This window comes from Thalassotalea crassostreae (assembly GCF_001831495.1).
Taxonomy (GTDB): Bacteria; Pseudomonadota; Gammaproteobacteria; order Enterobacterales; family Alteromonadaceae; genus Thalassotalea_A; species Thalassotalea_A crassostreae.
On the sequence record NZ_CP017689.1, the window covers coordinates 2,378,940 to 2,404,195 of the forward strand.

27 protein-coding genes are annotated in these 25,256 nt (G+C 38.2%); 9 read left to right on the forward strand and 18 right to left on the reverse strand.

The window, feature by feature from the left end:
• Window positions 1-128: 128 nt before the first annotated feature.
• Both sthA and LT090_RS10145 read left to right on the forward strand, forming a co-directional pair.
• Window positions 129-1,574, forward strand: coding sequence for a Si-specific NAD(P)(+) transhydrogenase (gene sthA, locus LT090_RS10140; protein ID WP_068545377.1), 1,446 nt, complete (start codon window positions 129-131; stop codon window positions 1,572-1,574).
• A gap of 287 nt (window positions 1,575-1,861) precedes the next feature.
• Entirely contained in the window at window positions 1,862-3,535 is a 1,674-nt protein-coding gene (locus tag LT090_RS10145; protein ID WP_068545376.1) for an AMP-binding protein, read from the forward strand.
• 166 nt (window positions 3,536-3,701) lie between these two features.
• Here the strand turns inward: LT090_RS10145 and folD are convergent, their stop codons facing one another.
• The 4 genes from folD to LT090_RS10170 all read right to left on the reverse strand — a co-directional run bounded on the left by folD (window position 3,702) and on the right by LT090_RS10170 (window position 6,523).
• Complete coding sequence (gene folD / locus LT090_RS10150) at window positions 3,702-4,559, reverse strand: bifunctional methylenetetrahydrofolate dehydrogenase/methenyltetrahydrofolate cyclohydrolase FolD (RefSeq protein WP_068545375.1); 858 nt, start codon at window positions 4,557-4,559, stop codon at window positions 3,702-3,704.
• 141 nt (window positions 4,560-4,700) lie between these two features.
• Window positions 4,701-5,006, reverse strand: a complete 306-nt coding sequence (locus tag LT090_RS10155; RefSeq protein ID WP_068545374.1) for an Mpo1-like protein — start codon at window positions 5,004-5,006, stop codon at window positions 4,701-4,703.
• 49 nt (window positions 5,007-5,055) lie between these two features.
• Window positions 5,056-5,694 (reverse strand): GCN5 family acetyltransferase, encoded by a 639-nt coding sequence (locus LT090_RS10160; RefSeq protein ID WP_068545373.1) that lies wholly within the window; start codon window positions 5,692-5,694, stop codon window positions 5,056-5,058.
• 460 nt (window positions 5,695-6,154) lie between these two features.
• The gene (locus LT090_RS10170; RefSeq protein WP_068545371.1) at window positions 6,155-6,523 is read right to left on the reverse strand and encodes a DUF3192 domain-containing protein; all 369 of its coding nucleotides are present in this window, start codon (window positions 6,521-6,523) and stop codon (window positions 6,155-6,157) included.
• 250 nt (window positions 6,524-6,773) lie between these two features.
• On the opposite strand from LT090_RS10170, the gene LT090_RS10175 reads away from it, so the two are divergent.
• The gene (locus LT090_RS10175) at window positions 6,774-7,091 is read left to right on the forward strand and encodes a hypothetical protein (protein WP_068545370.1); all 318 of its coding nucleotides are present in this window, start codon (window positions 6,774-6,776) and stop codon (window positions 7,089-7,091) included.
• Window positions 7,092-7,136: 45 nt separating this feature from the next.
• Here the strand turns inward: LT090_RS10175 and syd are convergent, their stop codons facing one another.
• A complete protein-coding gene (gene syd / locus LT090_RS10180) occupies window positions 7,137-7,688 on the reverse strand; it encodes a SecY-interacting protein (RefSeq protein ID WP_068545369.1) in 552 nt (183 codons plus the stop codon).
• A gap of 110 nt (window positions 7,689-7,798) precedes the next feature.
• On the opposite strand from syd, the gene queF reads away from it, so the two are divergent.
• From queF to LT090_RS10200, 4 genes are all read left to right on the forward strand, one after another.
• Window positions 7,799-8,647, forward strand: a complete 849-nt coding sequence (gene queF / locus LT090_RS10185) for an NADPH-dependent 7-cyano-7-deazaguanine reductase QueF (RefSeq protein ID WP_068545368.1) — start codon at window positions 7,799-7,801, stop codon at window positions 8,645-8,647.
• 321 nt (window positions 8,648-8,968) lie between these two features.
• Window positions 8,969-10,318, forward strand: a complete 1,350-nt coding sequence (gene ppnN, locus LT090_RS10190) for a nucleotide 5'-monophosphate nucleosidase PpnN (RefSeq protein WP_068545367.1) — start codon at window positions 8,969-8,971, stop codon at window positions 10,316-10,318.
• Window positions 10,319-10,325: 7 nt separating this feature from the next.
• Entirely contained in the window at window positions 10,326-11,141 is an 816-nt protein-coding gene (gene xni, locus LT090_RS10195) for a flap endonuclease Xni (RefSeq protein ID WP_068545366.1), read from the forward strand.
• A gap of 20 nt (window positions 11,142-11,161) precedes the next feature.
• Complete coding sequence (locus tag LT090_RS10200; RefSeq protein ID WP_068545365.1) at window positions 11,162-11,551, forward strand: DUF3192 domain-containing protein; 390 nt, start codon at window positions 11,162-11,164, stop codon at window positions 11,549-11,551.
• 144 nt (window positions 11,552-11,695) lie between these two features.
• Here the strand turns inward: LT090_RS10200 and rlmM are convergent, their stop codons facing one another.
• From rlmM to LT090_RS10220, 4 genes are read right to left on the reverse strand one after another with little or no spacing between them, the layout of a single operon-like run.
• Complete coding sequence (rlmM, locus tag LT090_RS10205) at window positions 11,696-12,790, reverse strand: 23S rRNA (cytidine(2498)-2'-O)-methyltransferase RlmM (RefSeq protein ID WP_068545364.1); 1,095 nt, start codon at window positions 12,788-12,790, stop codon at window positions 11,696-11,698.
• Window positions 12,791-12,820: 30 nt separating this feature from the next.
• Window positions 12,821-13,216 (reverse strand): DUF423 domain-containing protein, encoded by a 396-nt coding sequence (locus LT090_RS10210; protein WP_068545363.1) that lies wholly within the window; start codon window positions 13,214-13,216, stop codon window positions 12,821-12,823.
• Window positions 13,213-13,851 carry an alpha/beta family hydrolase gene (locus tag LT090_RS10215; RefSeq protein ID WP_068545362.1) on the reverse strand — a complete coding sequence of 213 codons (639 nt, stop codon included), beginning with the start codon at window positions 13,849-13,851 and terminating at the stop codon, window positions 13,213-13,215. Before LT090_RS10215 ends, LT090_RS10210 begins: the two co-directional genes overlap by 4 nt.
• Complete coding sequence (locus tag LT090_RS10220) at window positions 13,851-14,783, reverse strand: transcriptional regulator GcvA (RefSeq protein ID WP_068545361.1); 933 nt, start codon at window positions 14,781-14,783, stop codon at window positions 13,851-13,853. Before LT090_RS10220 ends, LT090_RS10215 begins: the two co-directional genes overlap by 1 nt.
• A gap of 166 nt (window positions 14,784-14,949) precedes the next feature.
• Between LT090_RS10220 and LT090_RS10225 the strand changes: the two genes are divergently transcribed.
• Window positions 14,950-15,237 (forward strand): hypothetical protein, encoded by a 288-nt coding sequence (locus LT090_RS10225; protein ID WP_070795946.1) that lies wholly within the window; start codon window positions 14,950-14,952, stop codon window positions 15,235-15,237.
• Window positions 15,238-15,425: 188 nt separating this feature from the next.
• Here LT090_RS10225 and LT090_RS10230 read toward each other — a convergent pair whose 3' ends face one another.
• Window positions 15,426-15,806, reverse strand: coding sequence for a VOC family protein (locus LT090_RS10230; RefSeq protein ID WP_068547909.1), 381 nt, complete (start codon window positions 15,804-15,806; stop codon window positions 15,426-15,428).
• A 61-nt stretch (window positions 15,807-15,867) separates the two neighbouring features.
• Complete coding sequence (locus tag LT090_RS10235; protein ID WP_068547908.1) at window positions 15,868-16,302, reverse strand: GNAT family N-acetyltransferase; 435 nt, start codon at window positions 16,300-16,302, stop codon at window positions 15,868-15,870.
• A gap of 768 nt (window positions 16,303-17,070) precedes the next feature.
• On the opposite strand from LT090_RS10235, the gene LT090_RS10245 reads away from it, so the two are divergent.
• Complete coding sequence (locus LT090_RS10245) at window positions 17,071-17,358, forward strand: hypothetical protein (protein ID WP_070795946.1); 288 nt, start codon at window positions 17,071-17,073, stop codon at window positions 17,356-17,358.
• 102 nt (window positions 17,359-17,460) lie between these two features.
• On the opposite strand, the gene kdsA is transcribed toward LT090_RS10245, so the two are convergent.
• From kdsA to accA, 7 genes are all read right to left on the reverse strand, one after another.
• A complete protein-coding gene (gene kdsA / locus LT090_RS10250) occupies window positions 17,461-18,303 on the reverse strand; it encodes a 3-deoxy-8-phosphooctulonate synthase (protein ID WP_068547077.1) in 843 nt (280 codons plus the stop codon).
• 99 nt (window positions 18,304-18,402) lie between these two features.
• Window positions 18,403-19,644, reverse strand: coding sequence for a DUF819 family protein (locus tag LT090_RS10255; RefSeq protein ID WP_068547078.1), 1,242 nt, complete (start codon window positions 19,642-19,644; stop codon window positions 18,403-18,405).
• A gap of 141 nt (window positions 19,645-19,785) precedes the next feature.
• Window positions 19,786-20,598 (reverse strand): SirB1 family protein, encoded by an 813-nt coding sequence (locus LT090_RS10260; RefSeq protein ID WP_068547079.1) that lies wholly within the window; start codon window positions 20,596-20,598, stop codon window positions 19,786-19,788.
• Window positions 20,599-20,670: 72 nt separating this feature from the next.
• Entirely contained in the window at window positions 20,671-21,042 is a 372-nt protein-coding gene (locus LT090_RS10265; protein ID WP_226996462.1) for a SirB2 family protein, read from the reverse strand.
• A 379-nt stretch (window positions 21,043-21,421) separates the two neighbouring features.
• Entirely contained in the window at window positions 21,422-22,633 is a 1,212-nt protein-coding gene (gene sstT / locus LT090_RS10270) for a serine/threonine transporter SstT (protein WP_068547081.1), read from the reverse strand.
• Window positions 22,633-24,069, reverse strand: coding sequence for a tRNA lysidine(34) synthetase TilS (gene tilS, locus LT090_RS10275; RefSeq protein WP_068547082.1), 1,437 nt, complete (start codon window positions 24,067-24,069; stop codon window positions 22,633-22,635). Before tilS ends, sstT begins: the two co-directional genes overlap by 1 nt.
• Before the next feature lie 114 nt (window positions 24,070-24,183).
• Window positions 24,184-25,140, reverse strand: a complete 957-nt coding sequence (accA, locus tag LT090_RS10280) for an acetyl-CoA carboxylase carboxyl transferase subunit alpha (RefSeq protein ID WP_068547083.1) — start codon at window positions 25,138-25,140, stop codon at window positions 24,184-24,186.
• Window positions 25,141-25,256: the final 116 nt, after the last annotated feature.

Below are 25,256 nucleotides of genomic sequence, written 5' to 3' on the forward strand. Positions count from 1 at the left end.
TTGACAGTCATTTATCTATAAAAAAGCTAACAAATTGATTCAAATCTTAATTTTATTTTAATAAACGGCAAAAGTTACGATATAATCATCAAATACTATTCAACTTATGACCGACTATAGGCACCCCATTGGCTAAACAACAAAAATCCCAGAAGCACCCAAATAAAACATCTAGAAATGACAATTATGATTATGATTCAATCATCATAGGTACGGGTCCTGGCGGTGAAGGTGCGGCGATGAAACTGGCGAAAGAAGGTCAGACAGTCGCTGTTATTGAACGTTATAAGCGTGTTGGTGGCGGCTGTACACATTGGGGAACAATCCCTTCAAAAGCGCTGCGTCAATCGGTAAGCCAATTAATTCAGTATAATTCAAATCCGCTGTTTGCTAACGAAGAGCAACCAAAGCACCTTACTTTCCCAGAAATTTTGGCGCATGCTTCTTCGGTAATTGATAAGCAAGTAAATTTACGCGCCGGTTTTTATAACCGAAACAGAGTAACTAATTTTCATGGTCAGGCTGAGTTTATTGATGCCAATCACATTAAAATCACATTAGATGATGACTCAGTTGAAACGATAAGTGCGAAGAACATCATTATAGCCACAGGGTCTCGACCGTATCATCCAGATGATATCGATTTTACCCATGATCGCGTTTATGACTCGGACAGTATTTTGTCACTGAAACATGACCCTAGACAAATCATTATCTATGGTGCTGGTGTTATTGGTAGTGAGTATGCTTCTATTTTTAGAGGCTTAGATGTCAAAGTTGATTTAATAAATACCCGCGATCGTTTGTTGTCTTTCTTAGATGATGAAATGTCAGATTCTCTAAGTTATCACTTATGGAATAACGGCGTTGTCATTCGTCATGGCGAACAGATTGAAAAAGTAGAAACAACTGACCACTGTGTAATAGTGCATTTGCAATCAGGTAAAAAGATGAAAGCTGATTGTCTATTATTCGCCAATGGCCGAACGGGTAATACCGCGGAGCTGAATTTAGAAAACGCTGGTTTAGTTGCCGATGGACGTGGTCAAATCAAAGTTAATGGTGCTTACCAAACAGAAGTTGACAATATCTATGCGGTAGGTGATGTTATTGGCTACCCAAGTTTAGCAAGTGCAGCTTACGATCAAGGCCGAATTGCTGCTGGTGCTATTATCAATGACGGTTCAGCGGGTAAACTAATTGCTGATATTCCAACAGGTATTTATACCATTCCTGAAATTAGTTCTGTTGGTAAAACTGAAATAGAATTGACTGAAGCAAAGATTCCATATGAAGTTGGTCGTGCACAATTTAAACATTTAGCCCGCGCTCAAATTGCTAACTCTATGGTGGGCTCGCTAAAACTTCTATTCCATCGCGAAACAAAAGAGATACTTGGTATTCATTGTTTTGGTGAAAATGCTGCTGAGATCATTCACATCGGTCAAGCTATCATGCAGCAAACAAATGGTGGCAATAACATTGATTATTTCGTTGAGACAACGTTTAACTACCCTACTATGGCTGAGGCATTTCGTGTAGCAGCTCTAAATGGCTTAAACCGATTATTTTAAAACTTAACTAATTTAACAGTTGAATAAGAAAGGCATATCTGCAAAATATGGCCGCTATCATAAAAGGACGTTCCTGTTGGAAGGTCCTTTTTTTTGGCCAAATTTAGCGTTAACTATAAAACAGGTTTCTTCTACTTAAGCAGAAATCGAATTTCTGTTGCCAATAAAATGGCTCACAATGATAACCAATCTATCCCTATAGACAGGTACATTGGTTATCAAATAATTATACTTGAATGACACCCACCACATATTTCACTAGAAAATATGCTATTTGAGGAAGAATAATGACAACATTAACCCAAAGTTATATGACCGGTGAAGGCAATGGACAATTACTCTATGAAACGATAGGTAATTGTTTCGATCGTATTGCCGATCAATACCCTGATAACGAAGCACTGGTAGTTCGATATCAAAATATCCGTTGGAGCTACGCTCAGCTACAACAAGAAGTTAATAAATTAGCGACGGGCTTATTGTCGTTAGGTATTGAACCCGGCGATCGTGTTGGTATTTGGGGACCAAACTCATACGAATGGGTTCTAACTCAGTTAGCCACAGCCAAAATTGGCGCCATCATGGTATGTATTAACCCCGCGTATCGTTTGTACGAATTAGAATACGCATTAAACAAAGTTGAATGTAAAGCGATTATTAGCGCAGAAAGCTTTAAAACTAGTGAATACCTAACTATGTTAGCCGAGTTAGCGCCTGAACTTTCAAGCTGTAAACCAGGTAAACTAAACTCTAAAAAGCTTCCTCATCTAAGCACAGTGATCCGCATGGGTGTAGAGCACACTCCTGGGATGTTAAATTTTGCCAGTGTTTGCGCAATGGGCGGCGCCGCAAGCACCCAACGACTTGCCGAGTTAGCCATTGAGTTACAGCCAGACGACGCCATTAATATTCAGTTCACTTCCGGAACAACAGGTAATCCTAAGGGCGCGACATTAAGTCATAACAATATTTTAAACAACGGTTTTAATACCGCCAAAGGAATGCAATTTACTAATGACGATAAACTCTGCATTCCTGTGCCTTTATATCATTGTTTCGGTATGGTTTTAGGCGTATTAGCCTGTGTAACTACCGGTGCTACTATGGTATTCCCCGCTCAATCATTCGATTCTCGTTCAACATTAGAAGCCGTTCATAAAGAAAAATGTACAGCCTTACACGGCGTACCGACTATGTTCGTGATGGAACTAGATCACCCTGACTTTGGCGATTATGATGTTAGTTCCCTGCGCACTGGCGTTATCGCTGGCGCACCTTGTCCTGAAGAGCTGATGAACAACATCATTAATAAAATGCATATGGATAGTGTGGTGATCGGATACGGTCAAACTGAAGTTAGTCCTATTAACAATATGACGCTACCAGATGATACTTTAGAAAACCGCACTCAATCTGTTGGTCGAGCTATCCCCTATGTAGAAATCAAAATAGTGGATGAATCAGGACGTGTATGCGCAATCGGTGAGCAAGGTGAGATTTGTACTCGCGGATACTCGGTAATGTCGCATTACTGGAATGATGAAGAAAAAACCGCTGAAACGATTAAAAATGGTTGGTTGTATTCCGGCGATTTAGGCACCATGGATAAGCATGGTTACATAAAAATTACCGGTCGTATCAAAGATATGGTGATCCGCGGCGGTGAAAATATTTATCCTCGTGAAATTGAAGAATTCCTATATACCCATGAAAAGATCTCTGAGGTTCAAGTCTTCGGCGTAGTAGATGAAAAAATGGGTGAAGAAGTTTGTGCATGGATCCAATTGAAAGAAGGTGAAACAGCAACTGATGATGAAATTCGTGATTTCTGTAAGGGTCAAATAACCCATTTTAAAATACCCCGCTATATTCGTTTTGTTGATGAATATCCGATGACAGTAACGGGCAAAATTAGAAAAATAGATATGCGTGAACAAATGGCAAAAGAGCTATACGGTTAATTTACTCATTCTCAAACTTAGTTATTCTTTCTTTACTGAATGAATAACTGATTGAATAAGTGAATGAATTACTAAATTAAAAAAGGCGACTCTTTGAAAGTAAAGAATCGCCTTTTAGTATTTTACGCTTTTAGTTTTAGTATCAAGCTTTAAGTATCAACTATTTCTAACTCGCGTTGCGTGCCGCTTCAACGGTATTTTTCAACAAGCATGCGATTGTCATTGGGCCAACGCCGCCAGGTACAGGAGTTATTGCACCTGCTATCGGCTCGACATTAGCATAATCAACATCCCCTACTAACTTAGCTTTACCGTCGCGTTCAATGCGGTTAATACCAACATCAATTACCGTCGCACCTGGTTTTACCCAATCAGCTTGGACAAACTCAGCAATACCAACAGCAGCAATAATAATATCAGCTTGGCGACACACTGCGCCAAGATCTTGGGTTCGAGAATGGGCAATAGTAACGGTACAATTCTCTTGCAATAATAGAAGAGCGACTGGCTTACCTACAATATTAGAGCGACCGATAACAACCGCATTTTTGCCACTTAAGTTATCGCCTAGGGCTTTTTTAGCAAGGATAATACACCCCTGTGGTGTACACGGAACTAATGCACCAGGTTCACCATTAACAAGTCGACCTGAATTCATCGCATGAAAACCATCAACATCCTTTTCAGGAGCAATTTTAGCGATAACAGTCGTTTCGTTGATGTGTTTAGGTAAAGGTAATTGTACAAGAATGCCGTGCACTGAATCATCATTATTCAATTCATCTAATACGTTCAGCAATTTTTGTTCTGTTGTTTCTGCTGACAATTTGATTTCATTTGAAATCATGCCAACTTCTCGCGTTTGCTTTACTTTATTACGCACGTAAACCTGACTCGCAGGGTCTTCTCCAACAAGAACAACGGTAAGTCCTGGGGTGATATTTTTTTCGTCTTGTAATTGTTTTACTTGTGCAGCGAGCTCAACTCTTAGGTCGGCAGCAGCTTGCTTTCCATCAATAATCATTTTTATTCTCTAACTCTATTGCTATATAAATTTTTAATCATTTAAAAAGAGAAAGTATGCCATTAATTGCACCTAGTTTCTGTGCTTAATTTCACATTTTTTTAACTAAATATGGAAAGTTGGTGGTTTAAGCGAATAAATTTAAAATTTCTTACCTAAAAGAAAATCTTTAAACATCACCCAATCACCAATAAATGAATATAGAGGGTATTGAAATGTGGCAGGTCTATTTTTTTCATAAACAAAGTGGCCAACCCAAGCAAAGCCATAGCCGATAACAAGAGGTAACCACAACATCTTTAATTGGCCGCTAAAAATGGCATAAAGCAAAATCACTAATGCTGTGGTTGAACCAAGATAATGCAACAAACGACAAGTAGGATCTTGATGCTGGCTTAAATAAAACGGATAAAATTCCGCAAAACTGTTATATCGTTTGGTGGTCACGCATAGTCCTTATTGTAAAATCGTTTAAGTTTATTCCGTTAACTTAAGCTTATTGCTTCCGATAATGGATCATCAGTGGTCCTGTTACATTACCAACTGTCACTTCTTTTACTGGTGTGTAGTCACACTCACTAAAGAACTCTTTATACTTTTCTGTGGTTACGTACACAGCCACACCTTCACTGTCTTGGTGGTCCTCTAAGACAGTATTTACCGCAGCCACTAGATAATGACCAAAACCATGATGCTGGTGCAAAGGGTGAATCGCAATAAATGACAGCATATGAAAGCGCTGCATTGGCACTGCCGCTAAAATTTGCTCTTCTTTTTGGATCATTTGTTTAGTGCTTACAAAACCGGCTCCTAGCATCATTTTCAAGCGCCAATGCCAAAATCTATCGGAGCCAAAACCTGCATCAGGGCCATTTAAACATGCAACCCCCACTAATGCCTCGCCCATATAAAGCCCTAAAATCGGCTGCTTTGCTTGCCAAAATGCCGCAAGCTCTTCGCGAATAGATGCTCTAAGTTTTTGTTCGTAGTCACCGCTGCCATTACTGAATATATCAACAAATACAGGGTCGTCATGATAGGCTTGATACAATAAAGATGCTGCCAGCTTTAATTCTGGCGCAGTTAAATAGGCTGCTCTTATTTCGTTTTCTGTAAGAACTTGAACATCATTCATATATCACCACTCGCTTATAATTCTTTTGTTTGATTGCGTTGTCGATTACGAAACTTTTATTATTTGTTAGGTCTAGCTTAGTGCTAAGTTTTATTGTTAGTTTTTATTTTGATTACTAATTTCTTTAGATCAATTTTTTATTATTACTCGCATTTGAATCGGTATTGATTTGAAAAAAGCCTAGATAAGTTAGCTTTTTATTCTTAATACTTTTCGACAACGGATTATCACCATAACAAGATTTTAACAAACTGGTCAAATTTGAATCATTTTTAAATAACAACAGCATCTTCAATATAGGCGAATTAGGTTTTGACGAGAATAAAACCTTAGCAACAAAAAAACACGATGCAAGCATGAAACAGCTAGCATCGTGTTTTATAAAGCAATATAAGGTAAGTCCGATAGAGGCGAGGATCTAATGCCGCTATTGCTACAACTATTAATTAGTTATATCTACTTATAGCTGCTGAAGTGCAGTATCACCCCAGCTAGTTAACACACCATCTTTAAATAATAACGGTGTGCATTCATCTTTAGTTGTCATACCGTCTGAATGTTTTCGCATTGTGCGGTAGAATAGAACTTGAATCGTTTCGCCTTCCTTAGTGTAAGTTTCGTTAAAATCTGGAACACCAAATTGGTTTTTTACTTTATCAATCGGCGTATTTAGCGTTAAGTTAGCGATCTGAGAACGATTATCGCGTTCGCGGTCTTCGTGATCTACAGATGAGTTGTATTTACCATCACCATCGGCAACGATGATACAACCTGTTAATCCTAAAGTAAGTGGTGCAAGTAACAGTAACGTAGCTAAAGATTTTTTCATAATTTCCCTCTTGGATATTTTTTTTGTATTACGTTTCTAAAATTAAACTCAATAATCTAGTTTTATAAGAATGTTTTAAACTAAATTACCTAAGTTACTTAAGTTATCTATTAAGCAAATCGCTTGCCAATTTTTTAAGCTGTTGTTTTTACAGGAATTAACAAATAACTGTAAATTAAAATGATGACAAGGTTAGCCATTTTCGCTACTATTTAAGCAAATTAACACACAAAAATTTAACAACTTAATAATGATAATTAGTGCCGAAATTTACCGAATAGCCACACGCCTTTCTAATGAAGGCAAAACACCTAGTGTCGCTTTAATCAAAGCAAACCTTGGTCAAACTTTACCACTTGCACAAGTAATAAAAGGATTACAGAATTGGCAAAGTAATCCAGAGTTAGGCAATGTAGAAGCGAAAGAGAAAGCGGAGCCTCTTAAAGAATCGGACATAGACAATGATCTAGCAACAGCAATTGAAAATGCAACTAGACCACTTGTGCAACGAATTGAACAATTAGAAGCAAAATTGGAAACAATAGAACGCCAACTGTCAAACAAATAGGGCCTATTAATCGTTAACCCAAATAATCGCTAGTCCCAATATTAGTTAATCCAAGCTCAGTAGCTGAAAAAACTCGCTAAGATTATTGGCGAGTTTTTTATTCGGCTCACATCCTACCGGCTCAGCCCATACTTCACCGCTTTGGTTATGTATGACAAGATTAATTTCTTCTGCGTCAGTTACTGCGAAAAATACTGTTAACTCTTGTTTCAGTCTGCGCTTCATCAATACATGACCAATAAGGTTTTGTTGTAAACGCTCAAAATCATCTTTATTCCAAGCAAACAACAGCTCTAGCTTCCCTTCGCTGCAGCTTGCAGGTATTGACTCAGAGTATATTTGTGAGAAATAGGTTTTGATATCCGGATGCAATTCAACTTCAAGTGCCTTTTCAACATTATCGAAAGAAACGTTTACGTCCATTGCAACAGGTTGCCACTGAATATTACCTTCTTTGTCGGCTTCGCCTGTTTCGCAAGGGGAAATCCAATCACTATCCTGCTCTACCATTGGTAAATGCTGATGCTGCTGTTTAAAGTGGTTGATATAAGATTGACTAAATGTAGAAATTATCTCGGCTAAGCTGTTGTTATTCATGGTCATACGTTAAAATAAAAGCAATGTAACGCCATTATAGCGATTAGTTGAAATGAATGACACCATTTCACACAGCCACTTAACGACAACGAATTTTATAGTATAAATTTATGAGCCTATATCAAAATGCCGACGAACTAAAAACTTTAGTGCTAGGTAAAACCACAGATTACAAAAGTGAATATGCACCGGAGTTATTACAAGGGGTGCCTAGAGCGTTAAATAGAGAAGACTTAGATCTAGATGGCGAGCTACCTTTTTATGGCGAAGATGTTTGGTATGGTTACGAATTATCTTGGCTAGAGCCAGGTGGTAAACCTAAAGTTGCTGTAGCTGAATTTCGTTTTTCCTGTAATAGCGTTAACTTGGTAGAGTCAAAGTCTTTCAAGCTTTACCTCAACAGTCTTAATCAATCTAGATTTGCTGATAGCGCTGCCGTTGAAAAGACTTTAACCGAAGATTTAACTAAAGTTGCACAAGGTGATGTCACGGTAACGCTTTTTGATGTTGATGACTGCCCTCCTCTTGCTATATCCGCTATAGACGCAGTCAAAATTGATGATATTGATTTGACCATTGATGGGTTTGAATTTGATCGGGAGATATTAAAAACCGCTTGTGCAGACACCTCAGATATTGTCGAAGAAAAGCTGGTCAGTCATTTGTTAAAGTCTAATTGTTTGATCACCAACCAACCTGATTGGGGAAGTGTGTATATCAGCTATAAAGGCCCTGCCATTAACCATAAAGTGTTACTTAGCTATATCATTTCATTTCGAATGCACAATGAATTTCATGAACAATGTGTCGAGCGTATCTATACCGACATAATGGAGTTTTGTCAGTGCCAATCCCTTACTGTTTTTGCCCGTTATACTCGCCGTGGAGGATTGGACATTAACCCTTATAGAAGCAGTGAAAACAACACCGCGCCGAGAAATAGAACGCTTCGTCAATAACAGTGTTTTAATCGAGTTAACAAGCTTAAGTATTGCCTTGATTAGATTCTTGCAACATCTGTTTACGTTTTAACGTCTAGCTACGCTTCTCAAACATTGAGAAATACACTAGACTTAAAAATAGTCCTAATAGCTTATATATTTTTCGTTAAGCTCTTATTTAATAAGAACAAATTTTGAACAAACGAAGAACAAATGAGAATAATAATTTTCATCTCAATCGTTAATATTAGGTTTATTAAAGCGGCACATTCATTTTGTATGAAGCGTTTTTTCAAAAACGTATAACAATCTCAAGGGTGTCGCCATTAAAGGTGTGCTATGCAAATAGAAATTAACCCGGTTGGTAATATGTGTTTATTATCACCCCTAGAAGTTGATCAATTACAACATTCGGCCAATTCACAACTCTATCAGTTGTATCGCAACTGTTCTCTTGCCGTGCTTAATGTTGGCAGCGATACAGATGATGCTGAAGCAATATACGCCGCCTATAAAGATTTTGATATTCAGGTATTAAAGCGAGAGCGCGGGGTGAAACTGCGATTGATAAACCCTCCATCTCATGCATTTGTTGATGATAAGCTCATTGTCGGTATCAAGGAGCAACTTTCTGCAGTACTGCGCGATATATTGTTTATAAACTCTCGCTATCTATGTACGCCACCGCCAAGGCCAACAAATTTAATCACTCATATGGTATTTGATATCATCCGCAATGCTGATGCCATCAAGCTCGATAGCACACCAGCTATTATCACCTGTTGGGGAGGCCACTCGATTAACGAGGAAGAATATAAATATACTAAAGAAGTTGGTTATCAATTAGGTTTACGTGGTATCAACATCTGTACAGGTTGTGGACCGGGAGCGATGAAAGGGCCAATGAAAGGGGCTACATTTGGTCATGCTAAGCAACGAAATTATGCAGGCAGATACATCGGTCTAACAGAGCCTAGTATTATTGCCGCAGAGCCACCAAATACTATCGTCAATGAACTAGTGATAATGCCTGATATCGAAAAACGTTTAGAAGCGTTCGTGAGAATGAGTCATGGCTTGATAATTTTTCCTGGTGGCGCAGGAACAGCAGAAGAACTATTGTATATTTTGGGCATATTATTACACCCGGAAAACAAGCTGCAAAAGTTGCCAATTATCTTAACTGGACCAGCTTCTGCTAAAGCTTATTTTGAACAACTTGATGAATTTATTGGCAATATATTGGGTCCTCAAGCACAGCAACTCTATTCCATTGTGATTGAAGATGCTGTCGATGCAGCAAAGTATTTAAGTGAACAAATAGACGGGGTGATTAATTACCGCAAAGCAGTTGGTGATTCATATCATTACAATTGGACTATTGAAATTGAACAACAATTTCAGCGACCTTTTGAACCGACCCATGAAAATATGGCTAGCCTTTCGTTAACGCCAGACCTTCCCGTTAATGAACTGGCGGCGAATTTAAGAAAAGTATTTTCCGGTATTGTTGCCGGTAATGTGAAACCAGAATGGGTACAATCTGTTCGAGAAAACGGTCCTTATCAAATCACAGGCGATAAAGAAATTATGACACACATGGATAACCTGCTATCATCCTTTGTCAAACAACAAAGAATGAAATTACAGGGCGAATATACGCCTTGTTATCAAATAGCGGCTAAATAACAATAACATGCAAGCTCACTTAGTACTTATCGATGCAATGAACTTAATCCGCAGGATTTATGCGGTACAAGAGCGCCCTTTTTTAGGCCTGGGTGAGTTATCTGATAATACCAAACAACAAATCGTTCATAATACTAAGCAAGCGACCGCTAAGGCACTGCAAAAAATTATTAATGAACATCAACCAACACATGCATTGGCAGTTTTTGACTGCCACGGTAAGTGTTGGCGTTATAAGCTTTTTCCTGATTATAAAAAAGGGCGAAAGAAAATGCCTGAGCATCTAGCGTTATCTTTGCCTGATATTCAAGATAGCTTCTTAGAAAAAGGCGTCGACTCATTAGAGTCAGAGCAAGATGAAGCGGATGACTTGATCGCAACGCTAGCGGTTAAAATGGCATTGCGAGATCAAAAGACGACCATTATCTCTACCGACAAAGGGTTTTTACCGTTATTGGGTAATCATATCCATGTATATGACTATTTTAACAAACGTTATTTTGATCAAGCTTATGTACTCGATAAGTTTTCAGTGAACACTGATCAACTTATTGATTATTGGGCACTGACTGGTGATACCACCAACAAGATCCCCGGTGTTGCAGGTATAGGACCGGTGACAGCTACAGAATTATTAAAAGAACATGGCAGTGTCGCAGCAATATTAGCCGCCGATAATTTAAAACGTACGGTTGCAAATAAAATGAAAGATGCAGAAATGCAAACTAAGCTGGCACAACAGCTTTTAACGTTAAAACAAGACATCCCATTAGGATTCAATTTAAAAGATATTCGTCTTCATTTAGAAGCCGAAAATACATAAATATCTCAGAAAGGTAAACAATGAGTAAAAAAGTTATATTTTGGATTTTTATCGCTATTATCGCTTATGGTGTATTTGCCATGGCAGTTATGCACTTTTACAAAGATACACCAGATAAAATGCAATGGGATGAGCGTGAAGGCTTTAACCGAACGTATATCGCTAAGTTACAACTCGATTCTATTAGCACAGATCAAATCATCATAGATTTAGGTAGCCCAGATCTGACTGAAGCAAAAAAAGTAGAACAGGATAGTTACCAAGTCATGTTTTACCGAACTCAACATAAAGAGTCTGATGGCATCACCACTCAAGATGAATGCACGGCATTACTATTTAAAAATGGTCAGTTAATTGGTATCGGTGATAGTGCTTATCTCGACTACAAAAATAGCTTTAAAATCGATTAAAGCACACATTAAATTTTCATAAAAAAGGCTAAGATGTCTTCGATATCTTAGCCTTTTTTAACTTTACAGCAATGCTGCGGTGACAATTCACTAAGCAACGATTAAAACTCGATACTAAGCCAATAATATCACCGCAATTTAAGCCTAGGTTCTCGTTAAAACGCGTAAATGTACGGTTACTTCTTCGCGATCATAATACAAGTGTTTTGCATACAATTCATACCAAATATCATTATCTGACATTATGTCTTTGATCGCTTGAATATCTTTCATTACTTGCTGATAACGTGATTTGCTAGGCTGCAGCTTTAAGTTAAACATGGCTTCTTTACAGTCACCGTCGACAATCCAACTGGCCATCAATTTGGCAACCCGTGATGAGTTTTCAATCATGTCACACACTAACCAGTGAGTATTCTTTTTGTGTGGTCTAAATTTGAAACCATCTTGTTGATAGTGCTTAACTTGACCGGTCTCCATCAATGATTCTGCCATTGGTCCATTATCTACTGACTTAACCATCATGCCACGACGAACCAATTGATAAGTCCAACCACCAGGCGCCGCACCTAAATCAACCGCGTTCATCCCAGAGGTTAATCGGGTTTCTCGTTCTTCCTTTGGAACAAAATATAAAAATGCTTCATCAAGTTTTAATGTCGAACGACTCGGTGATGCATTTGGAAACTTCAACCTTGGGATGCCCATTTCATGAACAGAGCTATTACGAACATAGGAATATCCAAGTTGCACCTGCTGACCAGAAAAGAACAATGCATGTAAAGATACTGCGCCTCGCTCTTGTTCTTGCTGTTGTTTACTAAGCGGAGCTAATACAGACGTTTTACGTAAATGTTGACGCAATGGTACCGACAGTTTACGACCAAATTTGCTTAATGCTTTACCATCATTGGTATCTAAGGTTTCTACCCTTAACTCTTGGTAATGTGATTCATCACCTAGTGCTTCAGCAATAGCCTCTACCCGGTTATATTCCGGTAACTCAACAATATCACCTAGTGTTACAAACCATTGACGAGCAAAAATCAAACGCTTAAGCGGTAGCTTTTGAATTAAAATGTCTGCTTGTTTTGCTTCATATAAATGAAATTCCACTAAACCTTCATTCTTCTTTAGCTTAATAAAACCAAAAACTTCATTCCAAGATGCTTTTTCAGTAATTTCGGCGGCACATTCTTTTTCAAAGCCGGGGCGACAATAAAGTACGATCGCAGTCATTAAATTTATATTCCTGTATTAATTAAATATCTAATCACTTGCATTAAGATCAGACACTTCAGATTTGGTAAAAGCAATTGCTAATAATAACCATGCAATTGCAAACGCAATTCCCCCCAACGGCGTGAACACCGATAATAAGGTAATCGCAAATAAAGACTTAATCATAATAGACAATGAAAATGCCACTAAGCCAAACGCAAAACCACACGCTGAAATAAGCGCTAAACCATTGTTCTTTTGTTGCTCTGTCGACAATGCGATAAACACCGCAATGCTATGAATAAAAGCAAACAATATCGCTGTTTCTAAATTATTAACTACCGTTAAGCTTAGCTCACGACCAGCATGCGACAACCAAGCACTTAACAAAACTGACGCAGCGGCCATTATACCAGCAATTAGCGCTAATACTTTAACAATCATGATAAGTTCTCAATAATAAAGGATTTAATCATATCAGCTGCGTTTTCAATATGCTGTTGATGGGTAAAACCAGATTTCACCCTAGGCTTTAGATCATGATCACCATCAGCAAAGAATTGCACAGAAATGTTTTTATACAAAGAGTACCCTGCAATTTCTGCTTCGTTACCTAATGCATCGCGTGTACCTTGACAAATAAGTACAGGCGTATGGTTTTGCTCTAGTGGCTCTAAACGAGTCTTTTCCGGCTTTTTTTGAGGGTGAAATGGGTAACCTAAGCAAAATACGCCTTGTACCTTTTCACTTTCTGCAACCATTGCCGCTACACGAGAGCCCATAGACTTTCCGCCAATAAATAACGGTAATGATTGATTATACGCGTCAATTCGTTTATTAAAACTTTCCATTAACGCCGGCATTCTATTAGGAGGTCGCCTTTTACCGTCAATTAAACGTTGCTGCATATAAGGAAAATTAAAGGCGATGACGTTAAGCTGGCGTTGATTTAGTAACTTTATCATTCGTTGCATAAAGTCATGTTCAATATTTGCACCTGCACCATGGCTGAAAATGACCGTCGCGACTGCATTAGTAACTGAGTATTCGCTAATTGATAAATCGTCCTGATAATTCACTAATAATTCTCCAGTTCAATGACTTCTGAGGCTTCTGCTGCGACAGTTGCAATTACCCAATCACGAAATTGCGCAATTCGAGAACACTCCAACTGCTCTTCACGAACAACAATATAGAAGCCGTTCTTGGTATTTAACACTTGTGGAAATGGCGCTACCAAGCGCCCTGCTTCTAGCTCTGGCTTAGCCAGAATATTATTGACTAAAGCAACACCTTGACCATGGACTGCAGCTTGTAATACAAGTGCAGAATGGCTAAAAATAGGGCCTTGTTTAACCGCTTTAATATTAACTAACTTTGAATCTTCACCTACAGATTTAAACCAACGCTTCCAATCATTTCGGCTCGTATCATGCAATAACGTTTGTTTCGTTAAATCTTTAATCTCGAATAACGCATTGCCAGACATCAACATTGCAGGAGAACAAACAGGCTGTAAATATTCATCAATGATTTTTGTGGCGTTGACATTAGCCCAAGGTCCACGGCCGTAATAAAAGGCGATATCAACATCATCATGCAAGGTATCGTCATCACCATCATCAGCTTTTATGCGCACATCAATTTCAGGATATTTAGCGTTAAATTCACTCAACTTAGGCACTAACCATTGTATCGCTAAGCTTGGCTGTATGCATACGGTAATGGTTCCCTTTTCTCCCTTAGCAAATAACTTTTGTGTTGCTAAATTTAGTGAATTAAAAATATCTTTAATATCTAAATAGTAGGACTGACCTTCTTCCGTTAATAACAATGAACGGTTCTTTCGCATAAATAATTTTATGCCTAAAAATGATTCTAACGACTTTATTTGGTGTGAAACTGCCGCCTGGGTAACAAATAGTTCATTTGCAGCTTTAGTAAAGCTAAGATGTCTAGCGGCAACTTCGAAGGCTTTTAACGAATTTAACGGCGGTAATCGGGTATTCATTACTGATTTTTCATAAATTTTTCTAATCGATAAATTATAAATAATGGTCGTTTAAATAGCTATCAAAATTGCGATAACAAAACATTACAAAGGTATACAATCCATTACTTGTTAATTAGATGTTGCACTGGTTTAATAACACCATATTAATTAAGAGGGCTTACCCATGACCAAGACAACTAACAACATCGTAGCAATCGCGGCAGCAATCGTATTACCATTTTTCGCAGTTAATGCACACGCTGATGACAGCGTAACTCAAGCAGAAGCTCAACAAATCCGTATGGCTGCTATTGAAGTAGAAGCATCTTTAGAAATGATGCATGAAGAAATGCGTCAAGAGCACAACGCTGACGTTGTCGCAATGACGCAATTAAATATCGAACAGCAAGAATTAGAAGTTGAAGAAGAATTAGCTTCTGACGAAGAGTACCAAGAATTAATCGCTGATTAATCTACTCATAAATCACATTCAAATGAAAAGACCGCTATTTAGCGGTCTTTTTTGTTTATTTAACTCTGAAATTAGTTTACTCATTGAGGGCTTTTTATCTACCGTCTTTTCAAAAGGATGATTAGCGCTAGCTATACTTGGTAGCACCGCGAAACTGAGCAAGCCACAAACATTCGTAACTTTATTTGTTAAGAATAAATTTCTACACGCCAAGGTGGGTTAATTCTATTTTCCCCTGCCCAATAGAGCTTTATTTTATTACCCGAAGGGTCATATAGAATAGCTTCTCGCCATAAATAACTTTGGTCCATTGGCTCTTGGTCAAACTTAACGCCTTTGATTTTTAAATTATGCACCCACTGATCTAGTTTCTCGTGTTCAAAATAGATAACTGTACCGCATACAAGTTCAGGATTTTCTAACGATAAGGAAAAGGTTGAGTCCCCTTCTGGACATTCAAAACGGGCATAATGAGGTGTATCGACAATTTGAGTAAACCCTAATGTTCGATAAAACTTAGTAGACTTTTCCATATCATTAACAGGTAATGTAACTTGATTTAAATTCATTTAACTTCCTTGAGTGCTTTATGCCTTAATAAATATTGCAACATGCGCTACTTTGATTTATTTACTCGACAGCAGTAAATTTCAGGCGCAAAACTTTCTGCTTCGTAGGTTCGTGGTATTTTTCCTCTGATAGCTCAAAACCATATTTAGAATAAAAAGCGCGACCGATCGAATTTGCTTTGAACACTTCTACTTCCAAATCACCATGTAATTCTTGTGCTTTATCCATAAGGGCTTTGCCGATACCTTTGCCATGACACTTCGGTTGAAGAAATATAGCGCCAACTTCGTTTCCCATAAGCGCGATAAAACCTTGTACTTCGCCATCAATTTCTGCGACCCATGTGTCCGTATTCGGTAAATAGATTTCGGCGACATTTTTTCGCTCTTGAGCGATGAAATCATCAGTCATAAATTCGTGGGCTAAACGAGTTGCGAGTTCCCACGAATCTAAAACAGACTGTAAATCTAAATCTTTGTATGGTCGTATTTGCACGGCATAGTTTCCTTACTGTTAACGCCCCATTAGAGGCAAAAAGATAGTTTGCTAAAATATGTAGCGAAGCGAAACCGTGCAAACTGGTTTTAGTCACGCTTGAATGATTTGTTATATTTTTTTTCGCCAACACCACTTTGAAAATAGAACGAATAAATAAGTGTTAATTCCAAAACCAGCACTTATGACCGCACCTAATAGTAGTGCTCTAGGATAAAAACCAATTGTTTCATCCAGAAATTGTATAACCGGTTGAATTAAAGTTAACTCCATCCAAGGATAAGACAACATCAACATCACAAATCCAGGAATATTTAAACTAGCCGTCCAGTGAATACCCGTGGCTTTATATATGCACCAAAGTAGGTAATACGAAAAGCATAACGAAAATGGAATCCAAAATGATTTCTTCACTATTCCCTCACAGCATATAAAAATTTACTAAAAAGAAAACACCCACAAATGTTCTAATAAAATGCAGATATTAAGATATGGCGAAACCTCTAATCTACAGTCTCAACAGTAATTAACTTTTCAAATTAATACAATCCTAATTATTAACAGGATGTTACAACACAATTAAAATCCAGTTCGATTAGTTAAGTATTTTATGACACAAACATTTCATCATTCATTTCCATTAAAATCAACAACTTATACCCAACCGCTTAGGCGATAACAAAACATTACAAAGGTATACAATCCATTACTTGTTAATTAGATGTTGCACTGGTTTAATAGCACCATATTAATTAAGAGGGCTTACCCATGACCAAGACAACTAACAACATCGTAGCAATCGCGGCAGCAATCGTATTACCATTTTTCGCAGTTAATGCACACGCTGATGACAGCGTAACTCAAGCAGAAGCTCAACAAATCCGTATGGCTGCTATTGAAGTAGAAGCATCTTTAGAAATGATGCATGAAGAAATGCGTCAAGAGCACAACGCTGACGTTGTCGCAATGACGCAATTAAATATCGAACAGCAAGAATTAGAAGTTGAAGAAGAATTAGCTTCTGACGAAGAGTACCAAGAGTTAATCGCTGATTAATCTTAAAGCGAAACAAATTCAAATAAAGAAGGCCGCTTTATTTTAGCGGCCTTTTTGATGCACTTTTTCAAAGTATTTTTAGTTGTTTTTCAACACTCGAAATTAGCCAGTTACCAATGGCTCGAACGATTTAACAAGATCATCAATTGCTTTCATTTGTGTTAAATAGCCTTCAAGCGCATGTAATGGTAATGCACATGGTCCATCACATTTTGCTTCATCTGGATTAGGATGAGCTTCAATAAACAACCCGGCAATCCCTAAAGCCATACCAGAACGAGCAAGCTGTGCTGCTTGTGCTCGTCGACCATCAGCTGAATCACTTCGACCACCAGGTTTTTGTAGAGCATGAGTGGCATCAAAGATAACAGGTGCCATATTAGTCATTTCATCCATCGCCAACATATCAACCACTAGGTTATTATAACCGTAACAACTACCACGCTCACAAAGTATTACTTTGTCATTGCCCGCTTCACCAAATTTATTGATGATATGACGCATTTCATGGGCTGCTAAAAACTGCGGTTTTTTAACATTAACCACTGCATTGGTCTTCGCCATAGCAACAACTAAATCGGTTTGACGAGCTAGGAATGCAGGTAACTGAATCACATCAACAACTTCTGCAACCGGGGCCGCTTGATGTGTTTCATGGACATCGGTGATGACTGGGATATTGAAGGTAGATTTAATTTCTTCAAAAATTCGTAAGCCTTTTTCCATACCAGGGCCACGGTATGATGATACAGACGAGCGATTCGCTTTATCAAAAGACGCCTTGAACACGTAAGGAATACCAAGTTTGGTTGTCACTTCAACATAGTGTTCAGCTATTTTCATTGCTAAATCCCGTGACTCAAGTACATTCATACCACCAAAAAGCACAAACGGCTTGTCGTTAGCAACACTAACATTGGCAAAATCGATAGTTTGTAAACTCATAAATATCCTTAATGGTTTAGTTTTCTAAATCATTGATTGTAATATAGCTCTTAACAGCTAAACGGTGACTGTTCATTTAGTAAAACAGTCACTAAATTATTAAATTGCTTGCAGTATTTGTCCACAAAACCAAGCTGCAAAAGTACCTACGGTATAACCTAAAACAGCTAACAATACGCCCACTGGTGCTAATGACGGATGAAATGCACTAGCAACAATTGGAGCGGATGCTGCACCGCCAACGTTAGCCTGTGAACCTACCGCCATGTAAAATAAAGGCGCTTTAATTAGTTTAGCAACAAATAACATTAATGAAGCATGGATTATCATCCAAACCATACCGATTACAAAATAGATAGGTGCATCAGCAATCATAGTCACATCCATCTTCATACCAATTGAGGCAATTAAGATGTATAACATCGCCGAGCCAACCTTCGAGGCACCTACGCCTTCAAGCTTGCGCAGTCGAGTGAATGACAGTGCAATACCAACTACCGTGGTAAAGACAATCATCCAGAAAAACTTACTGTGAAAACTTAAACGGTCGAGCGTTGGAAAGTTTTCAACCATAAATGGCGTGATGGTATCAGCAAACATATGGGCGAAACCAGTAACACCAAAACCAACAGCTAAGATAACCATTAGGTCATGCAATGCTGGATTACGAGAATGTTCAGCTTGAAACTGCTCTACCTTCTCTTGTAAGCGGGTAATTGCCGCAGTATCAGCTCCTGCTTTTTCATCAATTTGCTTAGCTTTTGAAGCCATGACTAACAGCACTGCCATCCAAATATTGGCGACAATAATATCTACCGTTATCATTGCTGAGAATATACTATCACCAACACCATAGATTTCTTTCATTGCAGCTTGGTTCGCACCGCCGCCAATCCAACTACCAGCAACAGTAGTTAGACCACGCCATACCGCTTCTGGCCCCTCAACGCCTAATAGCCCAGGGCTTACACTAGATACTAATAACAAAGCTATTGGACCACCGATAATAATGCCCAAAGTACCGGTCAGGAACATTACTAATGCCTTAGTACCTAAACCAGCAATCGCTTTTAAATCGACGCTAATAGTAAGTAACACTAAACAGGTTGGAAGAAGGTAGCGTGAAGCTACAAAGTAGAGGTTAGACTCTTTGCCACTAATTACGCCAAACGTATTTAATAATGATGGTAAGAAGTAGCACAGTAATACCGCAGGTACTACTGCGTAGAAACGTTTCCATTGTGGGTTTGAACTATTAGCGGTATAAAACACTAAACCGAGTATTATTGCCAATAGACCTAAGACTGAAGCATCATTGGTAATTAAAGCATGCGAATCCATGTGTTCTCCATAATTGATTTAATTGCCCTTCTTGGTCGAGAGCTTATTTTTTTATTTTAAGTACTTTTGTTTGAATGCTTTGGATCGAACTTATTGTCTTGCAGCTAAACATTACCCTCAGCAATGGCACGATAAGACTTACTAGTGCAATACATTGACTCTTTCATTAAACATCTCAAGCTGTATTTGCAATAGCTTAGCTTGCTCATTTTCAGGGCAACGTTCGATAAAATATTTGTAGTCATCGAATGCTACTTTAAAGCAATCAAGCTGTTGTAGCAAAAAACCGCGATCTCGACGATGAAAAGGGTCATCTGGAGTAAGGGCCAAAATTAGCTCAACACAGTTAAGTGCTAAGTCAAATTGTTGTTCTTTAATCAAAGCAGTTTTCAATGATACTAAGTATTGTTTAATCAAATGCTTGTCGCTCAGCGCTTCTAAACCAATATGCTGATCATCTTGTTCCATATTACTTAGGCGCATATCTAGTTCTAGCCAGTTAATTGGTACGCCATCAATACTATTAAAAACAATCGCATACTCTTGATCACAAATAATTCTTAGCATAACTTCATCGGGAACATAAACCGCTTCAATTTGAAATCCACAAGCCCTAAAGATATGTAACATAAGAATATTCTTAAGCATTGGCGCAATTGTTCGGTATGCCATGCTATAAGACAACTGATGACTTTTTGTTGACCACTGCTGACGATAAGACTCGGCAAAAACTTGTCCGATAAACACTTCTTCTAACAGTTTCTCTGCTCGTTCAAGAGGATCATCACAACCATCAATCTCTTCTTGAAAATGGCAAATAAAAGCATCTACATCTTTCATCGTTTGTATCATGTCTGAGTTTGCCTCAGCGAATATCGACTGCTCGATCCACAATACAGCCTGCACTAGATTGATGTGGTCAGAGTTCAATTCACTGAGTAATAAATCTTTCATTTAAATCTTATTTCCTCTAGTTGTATCAACACAGTCGATGCAACTAGGACTGCAAAGTCACGTAAAACGCAACTATAATAAAAAGTTCTCTTTGGTCATCGCTATACGGGCAATCAAAATAACCCAGCCCATTGAACCTAAGTAACCAATAACTCGCATAGTATTATTTCGAGCTACTTTCAATGTGTAATAACCAGTATAAATATAAGCAACGACTGCTAATAATTTTTCAGTCATCCAAGAAACACTTCCTGGGTATAACGACAGCTTAACCATCATGTAAATACCAAGTACAAACAAAATTGTATCTATCACATGGGGCGCTATTTTTAACCAACGCGCATCTCGCTTATCAGACTTGGTCATTAACAACGCAAAGCGCAAAGTAAATAAAGCAACGCTGATCATTGCGATTAACATGTGACTGTGTTTCAAAATTCCCAAACTGTTAGCTCCCAAGCTATGTATATGTATTAATATGTCTTCAGTATTACGCTTTAAAAACGTTTATTTACACGCTCTGTTCAGATAAAAGAGGCAGAGTCTTTTTGACAAAAAATTGGCGGCAAGAATAGCACAAAACAATCACTTTGTAATGCCATTTAAATATGTTGAACGATTATCCAGAATTCGGCGTTATTGTTGTTTAAATAAACAATAAAAGTTCAATTAAAAGTCACTTAATTTTAGTGTTCAGAAAACAAACAACGCAGCACAGTATTTGATTTTAAAGGGAGAGGTAATTCTGTTACAAGTTAATTAACAAAGTTATCCACAACTTACGTGGATAACTTAATTAATCATTTTTTAGTGCCTAATCACACTATAAGTTTTTGCTGATATGGTGAGATGCCGCTGCCGTAAATACCACGTCGGTAGAGCTATTCAACGCCGTTTCTGCCGAATCTTGTACCACACTGATGACGAAACCGATTGCAATAACTTGCATAGCTACATCGTTGTCGATGCCAAATAAGCTACAAGCTAACGGTATTAATAATAATGAACCACCAGCAACACCAGAGGCACCACAAGCAGAAATAGAGGCAATAACACTCAGTAATACCGCAGTACCAAAATCAACGTTAATGCCTAGCGTGTTACATGCCGCGAGCGTCAATACGGTAATAGTGATAGCTGCGCCAGCCATATTAATTGTCGCCCCTAATGGTATAGAGACTGAATAGGTATCTTCGTGTAAATCTAATTGCTTACATAAGCGCATATTTACAGGAATATTCGCCGCTGAACTGCGAGTGAAAAAGGCTGTGATACCTGAACCTCTTAAACAAATAAAAATTAATGGATAAGGATTTTTACGGGTTATCACGTAAACAATAATAGGGTTTACGATAAGAGCGATAATTAACATCGAACCAAGTAATACAAATAATAACTCACCGTATACTTGCAATGCAGAAAAACCTGTTGTGGCAACAGTGTTTGCTACCAAGCCAAAAATACCAAATGGAGCAAAACGAATAACGACGCGTACGATAGCTGAAATGCCATCGGCAACATCATGAACCATAGTTTTCGTTGACGCATTGACATGCTTAAGAGCAAAACCTAAGCCTAAGCCCCAAGCTAAGATACCGATGAAATTACCGGTGGCAATCGCATTGATTGGGTTATCTACCACTTTATAAATTAGAGTAGATAAAACCTCTTGCAAACCTTGTGGTGGGCTCGCTTCAACTCCTGCTAAATCTAGAGATAATGTTGTTGGGAAAGTAAAACTCATAAATACCGCAACGAGTGCAGCACTTAGAGTACCAAGTAAATATAATCCAACAATCGGTTTTAAATTTGCTTCACCGTCGACTTTTTGATTGGCAATTGACGACACAACCAAAACAAAAACCAATATTGGTGCTACCGCTTTTAACGCCTCAACAAATAGACCACCAAGGATCGATAATGACTTGGCAGTTTCAGGAGCAACTACGGCAACAATACAACCAAGTATAATACCGACGATTATTTGATTTACTAAGCTTGTCGCTTGCAGCTTTTTAAACAATGAATTACTCATTAATTCCTCTCAGAGTTGGTTTGCCATTCAATAAGAAGGCATTGTTCATGGCTTTTAGTATTAGCCAAATACGGTTTACATACAAATAAAGGCAGCACTGCCGCTAATTCTCCGTTAATAAATACCAACGGTAATCGTTGCCTCTGCCAGCTTGGCACAGCAAGTTCTTGCAGTACTTTTTTTAATGGTCTGCGTTGCTGTCGAAACTCAGGTAAACACTTAGGATTATCGTGAGTAAACTTAATTTCAATCTTTTGTAAATCATCAGTGAAGATTTTAAACGACTGATTATTAACAACTTGTTTTGAATTATTTGACAACAGAAATTGCAATACGCCAAGATTATCAGGCAAATGAATCTTTTTAACTTGATTAAGATCAATGGAATTAGTTTGAACATCCAGATGACTAGTAAATTCACTAATATCAGCGAAATTCTCAGTAAGATGTAACTGTTGTTTATGACGCCTAAAACTATAATCACCGATATTAATGTGGGCATTGTTACTAATTTTGCTGTCATTTACCATTGCTGACGATACGGTAAAACACTGCTCGATAACCTGTTCAAGTTGTACTTGAGATGGCATTAATTGATTATTGTTTTTTACAAATAGGCGCAGAGTATTAACCAATTGAGGCTTTGATAAGTGTTCTAATTTACTAATATCAATGATATTGCTAGCAACTAATGCGGATGATAAATCTTGCTCTGCATATTGCTCTAATAATTGCTGAGCTTGCAGGCAATGCGAGGCACTACGATTGACGCTGTGTTCAATACTAGGCCAACGTTCGCGCAGTTGTGGAATGATTGATTGACGTAAAAAATTACGGTCGAAACTGGTATCTAAATTTGACTCGTCTTCAACCCAAGCTAAATTATTGTCGGCGGCGAACTGTTCAATCTCAGCGCGAGCAATATTTAACAAGGGTCTTGCTAATAATCTTTGTTCGGTAAAATCTCTAACCGATGACATCGCAGCAAGTCCATTGACACCAGAGCCACGTTTTAATGCTAATAAAAAGGTTTCAGTTTGATCATCTTGGTGATGTCCTGTCAAAATCACAGAATCAGCTTCAGTCAGCTCGCTAAACGCTTGATAACGTGCATCACGAGCAACCGCCTCTAAAGATTGACGATTGGATTTTTTAACAGTGACTGCTTTTGATTTAAATTCAATATCAAAGTCTTCACATTGCTGTTGGCAAAACGACAACCATTGATCGGCATTCGCGCTCAAACCGTGATGGACATGAACCGCAGTAACCCCCGCGGTTAGTTCAGCATTGCTCTTTAAGCTTGCCACTAAAGACAATAACACCATAGAATCTACGCCACCGCTAAGTGCAACCACTAACGGTTTGTTAGCAATTTCTGGTCGATTAATGAATCTAAGTATCTGTTGATAAACAGAATTTGATAATTCGTTCATAGGCTAAATTTAGCATATCACCGGCTTGAGTGTAAGTTTTTTGAAATCAAAACACTGAGTTAAAAAACAAAAAAGGAAGCCTAAGCTTCCTTTTATAAAATCTCCAATTACTGATTAACAGTAACCGTAATTCATTAATTTCTGGTAACGCGCTTCAATTAACGCTTCTTTATCTTTACCTTCAACGGCAGAAATATCTGCTTTAATCGCTTGTTTAAGGTTGTTCGCCATAATATCGAAATCACGATGTGCCCCACCTAGAGGTTCACCAATGATATTATCAATTAGTTCAAGCTCTAAAATACGTGGCGCTGTTACACCCATTGCTTCTGCAGCTAATGACGCTTTCTCAGCTGTCTTCCAAAGGATTGATGCACAACCTTCTGGAGAAATTACTGAGTAAGTAGAATATTCCAACATGTTAACTTTGTCGCCAACTCCGATTGCTAATGCGCCACCAGAACCACCTTCACCGATAACAGTACATACAATTGGTACCGTTAAACGAGCCATAACTTTTAAGTTACGAGCGATAGCTTCTGACTGACCACGTTCTTCAGCACCGATACCAGGATAAGCACCCGGAGTATCAATAAAAGTAACGATTGGCATGTTAAAACGTTCAGCCATTTCCATTAAACGTAATGCTTTACGGTAACCTTCTGGACGAGGCATAGCGAAGTTACGACGAACTTTCTCTGCTGTACCACGACCTTTCTGATGGCCAATTACCATTACTGGTCTACCATCTAAACGAGCAGTACCACCGATAATAGCTTCATCGTTGGCGTAGGCGCGATCACCCGCTAACTCGTTAAAATCAGTAAAAATACGATCGATATAATCTTGCGTATAAGGGCGACCTGGGTGACGAGCAATACGAGTTACTTGCCATGGTTCTAAATCAGAAAATACTTTCTTAGTAAGTTCTTCGCTCTTACTACGGAGCTGTGCAATTTCAGCTTCCAGATCAAGATCTAAATCTTGTCCCTGGTTAACCAATTGAAGTTCTTCAATTTTTGCTTCTAATTCTGCAATTGGTTGCTCAAAATCTAAAAAATTGAGTGACATAAATAATTTACCTAAATCTATGTTTACAGCGACTTTTTATAAGTCGATGTATTAATACGGACGATAAAAACGCAATACTATAACAAATAACTGTAAAAATCATTACTTTCGCTGAG

Coding starts and splice junctions, on each gene's coding strand:
- LT090_RS10145 (WP_068545376.1), top strand. CDS start 1,862: ATGACAACATTAACCCAAAGTTATATGACCGGTGAAGGCAATGGACAA.
- folD (WP_068545375.1), bottom strand. CDS start 4,559: ATGATTATTGATGGAAAGCAAGCTGCTGCCGACCTAAGAGTTGAGCTC.
- LT090_RS10160 (WP_068545373.1), bottom strand. CDS start 5,694: ATGAATGATGTTCAAGTTCTTACAGAAAACGAAATAAGAGCAGCCTAT.
- LT090_RS10170 (WP_068545371.1), bottom strand. CDS start 6,523: ATGAAAAAATCTTTAGCTACGTTACTGTTACTTGCACCACTTACTTTA.
- LT090_RS10175 (WP_068545370.1), top strand. CDS start 6,774: ATGATAATTAGTGCCGAAATTTACCGAATAGCCACACGCCTTTCTAAT.
- syd (WP_068545369.1), bottom strand. CDS start 7,688: ATGAATAACAACAGCTTAGCCGAGATAATTTCTACATTTAGTCAATCT.
- queF (WP_068545368.1), top strand. CDS start 7,799: ATGAGCCTATATCAAAATGCCGACGAACTAAAAACTTTAGTGCTAGGT.
- ppnN (WP_068545367.1), top strand. CDS start 8,969: ATGCAAATAGAAATTAACCCGGTTGGTAATATGTGTTTATTATCACCC.
- xni (WP_068545366.1), top strand. CDS start 10,326: ATGCAAGCTCACTTAGTACTTATCGATGCAATGAACTTAATCCGCAGG.
- LT090_RS10200 (WP_068545365.1), top strand. CDS start 11,162: ATGAGTAAAAAAGTTATATTTTGGATTTTTATCGCTATTATCGCTTAT.
- rlmM (WP_068545364.1), bottom strand. CDS start 12,790: ATGACTGCGATCGTACTTTATTGTCGCCCCGGCTTTGAAAAAGAATGT.
- LT090_RS10210 (WP_068545363.1), bottom strand. CDS start 13,216: ATGATTGTTAAAGTATTAGCGCTAATTGCTGGTATAATGGCCGCTGCG.
- LT090_RS10220 (WP_068545361.1), bottom strand. CDS start 14,783: ATGAATACCCGATTACCGCCGTTAAATTCGTTAAAAGCCTTCGAAGTT.
- LT090_RS10225 (WP_070795946.1), top strand. CDS start 14,950: ATGACCAAGACAACTAACAACATCGTAGCAATCGCGGCAGCAATCGTA.
- LT090_RS10230 (WP_068547909.1), bottom strand. CDS start 15,806: ATGAATTTAAATCAAGTTACATTACCTGTTAATGATATGGAAAAGTCT.
- LT090_RS10245 (WP_070795946.1), top strand. CDS start 17,071: ATGACCAAGACAACTAACAACATCGTAGCAATCGCGGCAGCAATCGTA.
- kdsA (WP_068547077.1), bottom strand. CDS start 18,303: ATGAGTTTACAAACTATCGATTTTGCCAATGTTAGTGTTGCTAACGAC.
- LT090_RS10255 (WP_068547078.1), bottom strand. CDS start 19,644: ATGGATTCGCATGCTTTAATTACCAATGATGCTTCAGTCTTAGGTCTA.
- LT090_RS10260 (WP_068547079.1), bottom strand. CDS start 20,598: ATGAAAGATTTATTACTCAGTGAATTGAACTCTGACCACATCAATCTA.
- sstT (WP_068547081.1), bottom strand. CDS start 22,633: ATGAGTAATTCATTGTTTAAAAAGCTGCAAGCGACAAGCTTAGTAAAT.
- tilS (WP_068547082.1), bottom strand. CDS start 24,069: ATGAACGAATTATCAAATTCTGTTTATCAACAGATACTTAGATTCATT.
- accA (WP_068547083.1), bottom strand. CDS start 25,140: ATGTCACTCAATTTTTTAGATTTTGAGCAACCAATTGCAGAATTAGAA.